The sequence below is a fragment of the Exiguobacterium sp. s130 genome, from assembly GCF_018619055.1.
Taxonomy (GTDB): domain Bacteria; phylum Bacillota; class Bacilli; order Exiguobacteriales; family Exiguobacteriaceae; genus Exiguobacterium_A.
In genome coordinates, this window is sequence record NZ_JACSNI010000014.1 from 1 (window position 1) to 3818 (window position 3818).

At 42.5% G+C, this 3818-nt stretch carries 5 protein-coding genes; 3 read left to right on the forward strand and 2 right to left on the reverse strand.

Annotated features, from left to right (window positions below; all coding sequences use genetic code 11):
- Positions 1-154 precede the first annotated feature (154 nt).
- Positions 155-586 (reverse strand): hypothetical protein, encoded by a 432-nt coding sequence (locus HZS85_RS16505; protein WP_214856867.1) that lies wholly within the window; start codon positions 584-586, stop codon positions 155-157.
- Positions 587-950: 364 nt separating this feature from the next.
- The gene (locus HZS85_RS16510) at positions 951-1499 is read right to left on the reverse strand and encodes a hypothetical protein (protein ID WP_214856868.1); all 549 of its coding nucleotides are present in this window, start codon (positions 1497-1499) and stop codon (positions 951-953) included.
- A gap of 26 nt (positions 1500-1525) precedes the next feature.
- Here HZS85_RS16510 and HZS85_RS16515 point away from each other — a divergent pair, with 26 nt between their 5' ends.
- The 3 genes from HZS85_RS16515 (at position 1526) to HZS85_RS16525 (ending at position 3772) form a co-directional block, all read left to right on the forward strand.
- On the forward strand, positions 1526-1810 hold the full coding sequence (locus HZS85_RS16515; RefSeq protein WP_214856869.1) for a hypothetical protein: 285 nt from the start codon (positions 1526-1528) through the stop codon (positions 1808-1810).
- A 1274-nt stretch (positions 1811-3084) separates the two neighbouring features.
- Entirely contained in the window at positions 3085-3552 is a 468-nt protein-coding gene (locus HZS85_RS16520) for a hypothetical protein (protein ID WP_214856871.1), read from the forward strand.
- Between the two features lie 13 nt (positions 3553-3565).
- A complete protein-coding gene (locus tag HZS85_RS16525) occupies positions 3566-3772 on the forward strand; it encodes a hypothetical protein (protein WP_214856873.1) in 207 nt (68 codons plus the stop codon).
- Positions 3773-3818: the final 46 nt, after the last annotated feature.

Below are 3818 nucleotides of genomic sequence, written 5' to 3' on the forward strand. Positions count from 1 at the left end.
GATTAAATTGTACCGTGAGATTTCGAACGCTCGCGTGCTCTGAAATCGTGAAAAAAAGTAACGTTGCGTGAAATGACAATTCCTCGCAACGATACCCTTGGTATTAAGCCAAGCACGAAAAAAACGGTCGGAATCGACCGTTTTCACAAACTTTTCACTCGCTCTTAGCCATATTATTTATGACCATCGGATCACTATAAGAAAGAATATAAAATTCTTGTTCATGCGTTCTGATAACAAATAAATTCAGGTCACCACGTTCGGTGTAGATTTCTTTTGTTTTCATATATTTCTCGGCAAACTCACCAAAAATCGACTCTTGTAGCTTCACGATTGGATAGGGATTTCTGAGTCCGTCATCAAGGATTCCATGCTCTTGAAGAGTCCCCATAAACACAGCATACTTTTCAAAGCGCATTAAAAAATAGTCTCGCGAAGGATCATCTATTATCAACTTGGACACATCGTCAGCTCCATAAAAATATAAATCAATCGCGTAATGGTCATTTCCCTTCAATGACATCGTATCCAATTCCAATTCGTAGTCTTCAACGCTGAGTAGGAAATCAAGGTCTATATTTTTCAAGAAATGCCCCTCCTTAAATTGTTTTCCAAAGCTGATTAGCAATCAAAAAAATTTAAAATTAGCTACAGTTTTAAGATACTCTAAAAAACAAAAAAAGTTAAAATCAGTGAAAAAGAGCATAAGGGGAAACTGCTATCACGCAGCGTGCTAGCCTAGGCGGAGCCTAGTGTTCCCCTGATATCATCAAAAACGCGAAAAGGTCACACCGCGTGCCAGAAAAAACATCATTTTGGCACGGCGTGTGCCATTTTTAATAAAAGTTTTCGGATGATCTTTATAGATAATTTGTATTCGTTAATACTAAAAAAGCAACAAGACTCTATAGTCGAAGAAAACTAGAAAATCGTGCTGCTTTTATTTTTTTTTATAGGACAAAGGCGACAAAAATATTTGTTATGATGTTCGCCATGATTCGATTCATACCTTTGCTAATGAGATATTTTGAAATTGCTGCTTTAAATGAATCATCTGAGTTGGAGAGGATGTCTACGAGGTTAGTAATACCTTGATAGTGAAGATAAGCCATAGGGATTCCGTAGAATTTTTCCATACTATCTACCCAGTTATTCCATCGTTCTTTCCCAATTTTTTTCATAGTGGCTTTAATTGCTTTGGCACCTGCTTTAGCTGCAAGAGTGACCTTTCCCATAGTTTCATATTGTCCAGGTTTTGTAGTGCTTGTTGAAGACTGTAATTTAGATACAAACTCCTCAGTAAGCGCAGGATCACCTAAAGCATCGGGATTTGATTCAAGAAAATCTATGTACTTTTGATAAGAGTTAATGCTTAAATTTGCATTGGAGACCTGTTGTTTAGGTGAAGTTTTTTCTGCTGCTGAAGCGAAGGAGGGAGCGAATGCTGAGAAGGTTAAAGACAATGCTAGCGATGTGACTAAAACTTTTCTTTTCTTCATAAAATAACTCAATGGGAGTGATAAAAATGGAAGATAAAGAAATTAAAACACCTTCTTATATGAAGAATGTTCCGTTCTTTTTTATTGCCGCACTCTTTGCTCCGGTAGCAATGTTATTGGTGTTCCTCAATTGGAATAAGCTCACTTCGCAAATGAGAAGTAACCATTTGACTTTTTCTATATTAATGACTTTACTCTATATCTCGAAAATATTACCTGATGGTACGTTTAAAACAGTTTTTTCGGCATTGACTATAACACTTATCATTTTTGTGACATATATTTTCTTCGGTGGCGGAAGAAAAAAATGAAAAACAGAATTCATTTTTTGAAATTGTATTGTCAGAAAATTGATGTAAGCGTACAATAATCAGTAACAAAATACGGACGGAACAACAAAAAACGCCACTTCTCCCATCTACTTGTCGGGAAACGAGTAGATGATCAACGAAGTGACGCTTTTGAATAGCGAGTGCGGGAACACTAGCTATTGATCGTTGAAGGCACATTGGACGTGACTTCAACTTAGATGCACTTATCATACTAAGGAAACCTAGCTTTTACAAGGTTTTAAGTAGAGAAAAGGACATCGTTCAGTAGCAAGTTTCACGAAACACGCTACCGGATGATGTCCTTTTTGTTTTGGTCTTACATATAAAAGAGGTCCGCACTCGCTCTTTAAACGAGTAGGTTCATCCAGCCGACGCAGTAGAATGGATCGGTCATCACCGCAGTTCCAGTAGGTGATGCGACGTTAGCAGGGGAAGGACGGAGAGCCCTGTACATAGCCTAAGTCCCGAAGGGATACGGTAAAGATCGTTGAGAGGTTCAGACGGGGTCATATGGTACGAGACTGTAGGCAGTCCCACGACAAACGGTGGGGAATTTCCTAGTAGGCGGCTGTATGATTGCTGTGACACGACGTATGACGGCTTTTGGCCGCCATACAGTGGGTTATATGACGAGTCGCCGAAAGGCAGCAAGGTAGGGCGTGGAAACGCCTTGTGTGCGCGAGAGCGCAACGAGTCATATCGTAGGGGCGAGACTCCCCTGCAATCTTGGAACGCCTAGACATACGGATACCTCGTCCTACACTGGACGCAGTGCACCGATGGGCAGATTTAACTCTTTCCTTTTGCAAGGGGTTAGTCTGCCCATCCAGCCGTTTTCCTCGCCTGCCTCCCGCAGTATGCCCTCGCTCTTCAGGTTCTACAAGTCTTTTTTATGAAAAAAAGGAATAGAAAGTGCCAGAAAGATGAAGATCAACGACGAGTTCATGTGTCGTGCGAGGGATGTTGAAGGAGGGAGCGAAGCGAGTCCATTCAACATGCCGCAGTGCGCCAGCAAGCGAAGTGAAGGCGTAAACGCCGGAACGAAGTGCGGTAGTACAGGAAAGCGAAAATCTTAAACAGGCATCCAGAGAGAAAAAGGGATTTTGGAATGTATGGTTTATATCAACTACCGAACGATCTAGAATAGCGAATTTTTCAAAAAGAATGCAGGTATCTAGCCCTGTAATCTAGAAATTTAAGAGGGTAAGAGGTTAAAAAATAAGGATGGTGTCGAGCAAGGAGGATTGAAACAGATGAGAGAAATGGAACTGTCGATCTTTGACGTCACGGAACTCAACAAACGTATGAAGTTCCTCGAAATCGCAAAACAGCATGCTCCAGTAGGCAAGGAGAAGCTACGAGAAGCCTTGAAACAGGCTGGGGCGACGTTCGACCAACAGACGAAGCGTTGGCAGATTGCTGCAGACCATCCGAATGCCCAGAAGCGTGTCCTGGACTTCGTCCAATCGACACGGGTGAAGGAGAAAAAGACTCGAGCGACGGATCCATTGCGTGTGGATCCGGTGACCGGACAGTCGCAACTCGACGACAGCTATTTCGAAATCGAGACGAAACCGCAACGAATCATCCGGAAGAAGGTCTCGCTCGACCTCGACGTGACGCTCCACAAGCGTCTGAAACATATCGCACTCGAGAACGACGTGAAACTCTACGAACTCGTCGAAGGCGTCCTGCAGGACTACGTACGCAAACAAAAATAAGGAGGATGAACAGATGAAAACTTTAGCGAACTTCCGAAAAGATTTCGAAGAAATTCTTGAGGACCTGAACACGAATCGGCGTGACGTCCGATTGGCGAACTTGATGTCAGAGATGGAGGGGGCGATCCGAATCCCACTGCTGCAAAATCTCGAATGGGAAGCCCAGCATCCGGAAGAGATTAAATTGTACCGTGAGATTTCGAACGCTCGCGTGCTCTGAAATCGTGAAAAAAAGTAACGTTGCGTGAAATGACAATTCCTCGCAA

What these genes read in the sequence shown, in the direction of transcription:
- HZS85_RS16520 (WP_214856871.1), top strand. Translation starts at nt 3,085, where the DNA reads ATGAGAGAAATGGAACTGTCGATCTTTGACGTCACGGAACTCAACAAA.
- HZS85_RS16525 (WP_214856873.1), top strand. Translation starts at nt 3,566, where the DNA reads ATGAAAACTTTAGCGAACTTCCGAAAAGATTTCGAAGAAATTCTTGAG.
- HZS85_RS16510 (WP_214856868.1), bottom strand. Translation starts at nt 1,499, where the DNA reads ATGAAGAAAAGAAAAGTTTTAGTCACATCGCTAGCATTGTCTTTAACC.
- HZS85_RS16515 (WP_214856869.1), top strand. Translation starts at nt 1,526, where the DNA reads ATGGAAGATAAAGAAATTAAAACACCTTCTTATATGAAGAATGTTCCG.